At 61.6% G+C, this 2,430-nt stretch carries 1 protein-coding gene; it reads left to right on the top strand.

Translation table 11 applies throughout. From position 1 onward, the window contains the following. Nucleotides 1-92: 92 nt before the first annotated feature. Nucleotides 93-2,093, top strand: a complete 2,001-nt coding sequence (locus BQ17_RS08375; protein ID WP_089726089.1) for a tetratricopeptide repeat protein — start codon at nucleotides 93-95, stop codon at nucleotides 2,091-2,093. Nucleotides 2,094-2,430 lie beyond the last annotated feature (337 nt).

Here is a 2,430-nt window from a genome sequence, read left to right as displayed (position 1 = left end):
ATCCGTGGTTCTTCGGTGCGGTTCGTTCTGGTACAAGTCCAATTAACAAATGGCATTAGGATTTCTACTACGCTGCATTAGGAATAAGGGTCATGACGAAAGATCAGCGCAGATTTTGGATCGCCCTGTTGGGGGCAATCGCCGCGATAGCTGCCGCAATCGGCGGCGGCTGGGCCGTGCATGTCACCCTAAACGGCGGTGCGGTAAATAAGGACATCCAGGGCTCCCCGGTCACTCATACGGGAACCGGGGACATCACCCACGGCGACCAGTACAAGCAGAAAGGGGATACCCACATCCGGATCGGCATCACCCCCGAAAAATACAAGGCCGATCTCAAGGAACGGGAGCAAGAGGTCACCAAACGCCTGAAACAGGCCCAGACCGAGGAACGCCGGGTACAGGAGAAGGAACGCCAAGTGTTGGAGAGAGAGATCCGGGTGTTGGAAAAGGAGAAATCGGATATCGAACGCCGGTTAGCGGATGCCAAAGCCAGCCACCAGAGCTATGTCGAGGATCTGCAGGAACGCATCGCCCAGTTAGAAGGCATCCGCGGCCAGATCCCGGATGAGCTCCTGGAGCAGGCCAAGGCCGCCTTGGCCCAGGGCGACCGGAGCCAGGCGGGTCAGCTCTTTGCCCAAATCAAGGCCCGGACCAAAGCAGCCGTCCAGGCCACCGCCGAGGCGGCCTATCAGCGCAGCCGCATCGCCCTGGACGAGATCCGCTATCAAAAAGCCTACGAACACGCCCGGCGAGCCGTGCGGCTCGCGCCGGAAAACAGCCGCTACCTCGCGGGCGCGGGCGAGCTGGCATGGATCCTCGGCGACTACAAGGCCGCCAAGGACTACCACGAGCAAGCCTTAGCAAGCGACCTGGACGCCTACGGCGAGGACCATCCCGCTGTCGCCAGAGATCGCAACAACCTGGGATCGGCCTGGAAGGCACTGGGGGAATACCAAAAGGCCATCGGCTATTACGAGCAGGCCCTCGCCGGTGACCTCAAGACCTACGGCAAGGACCATCCCGCTGTCGCCACACTCCGCAACAACCTGGGAATGGCCTGGCAAGAACTCGGGGAATACCAGAAGGCCATCGGCTATTTCGAGCGGGCCCTGACGAGTGATCTCAGGACCTACGGCGAGGACCATCCCGATGTGGCAATAGGCCGCAACAACCTGGGAATGGCCTGGCAGGCACTCGGGGAATACGACAAGGCCATCGGCTATTTCGAGCAGGCATTGGAGAGCGATCTCAACGCCTACGGCGAGGACCATCCCGATGTGGCAATAGGCCGCAACAACCTGGGATCGGCCTGGAAGGCACTCGGGGAATACGACAAGGCCATCGGCTATTACGAGCAGGCCCTGGCCAGCGATCTCAGGACCTACGGCGAGGACCATCCCAGGGTCGCGACAGACCGCAACAACCTGGGAATGGCCTGGAAGGCACTCGGGGAGTACGAAAAGGCCATCGGCTATTTGGAGCAGGCATTGGCGAGCGGTCTCAAGACCTACGGCGAGGACCATCCCCATGTCGCGACAGTCCGCAACAACCTGGGAGGGGCTTGGCAGGCACTCGGGAAGTACGAAAAGGCCATCGGCTATTACGAGCAGGCCCTGGCGAGCGGTCTCAGGACCTACGGTGAGGACCATCCCAGGGTTGCGGCAACCCGCAACAACCTGGGAATGGCCTGGAAGGCACTCGGGAAATACCACAAGGCCATCGGCTATTTCGAGCAGGCCCTGGCCAGCGATCTCAAGTCCTACGGCGAGGACCATCCCAGGGTAGCGATCTACCGCAACAACCTGGGATCGGCTTGGGATTCACTCGGGGAATACCAGAAGGCCATCGGCTATTTCGAGCAGGCCCTGGCCAGCGATCTCAAGACCTACGGCGAGGACCATCCCGATGTCGCGATAGACCGCAACAACTTGGGATCGGCCTGGCAAAATCTCGGGGAATACCACAAGGCCATCGGCTATTTGGAGCAGGCATTGGCAGTCTTTGAGCGCATGCTGGGCCCGGAGCATCCGAACACTCGGGTCGTGCGGCAGAATCTCGCCGCCGCGCGGGCCGGGCAGAAGGACCCGTAGGTCGGACTCAGGGACGGCCCCGGCTTTCCTGCGAGTACATCGTTTCTTTCTCGTTCCCACGCGCTGCGTGGGAAGCTGGTTGCTCCGCACCGCGGAGGGCATCAGGCCGGTGGTATACACGGGAATCACACCTGCCGGCGATCCGGCGTTGTTATCCGGTGCGGCCCAGAGGGCGTCTGCTGTGAGCGTTGCCGCCAGCTGGTGATGGGGTCTGTAAGCCGTCTGAAAGACGGCGGTCCCAGCCGGCCCGGGACCGCCGACATCCTGTCGGCCCCTGGGATCGCCGACATCTTGTCGGCTCCCGGGACTACCGATATTTCGTTGGCCCTTCCGGCTA

Source organism: Candidatus Thiosymbion oneisti (assembly GCF_900092655.1).
Classification (GTDB): domain Bacteria; phylum Pseudomonadota; class Gammaproteobacteria; order Chromatiales; family Chromatiaceae; genus Thiosymbion; species Thiosymbion oneisti.
The sequence above is the reverse complement of the archived record's forward strand: the minus strand, read 5'-3'. Positions and strand labels throughout refer to the sequence as shown.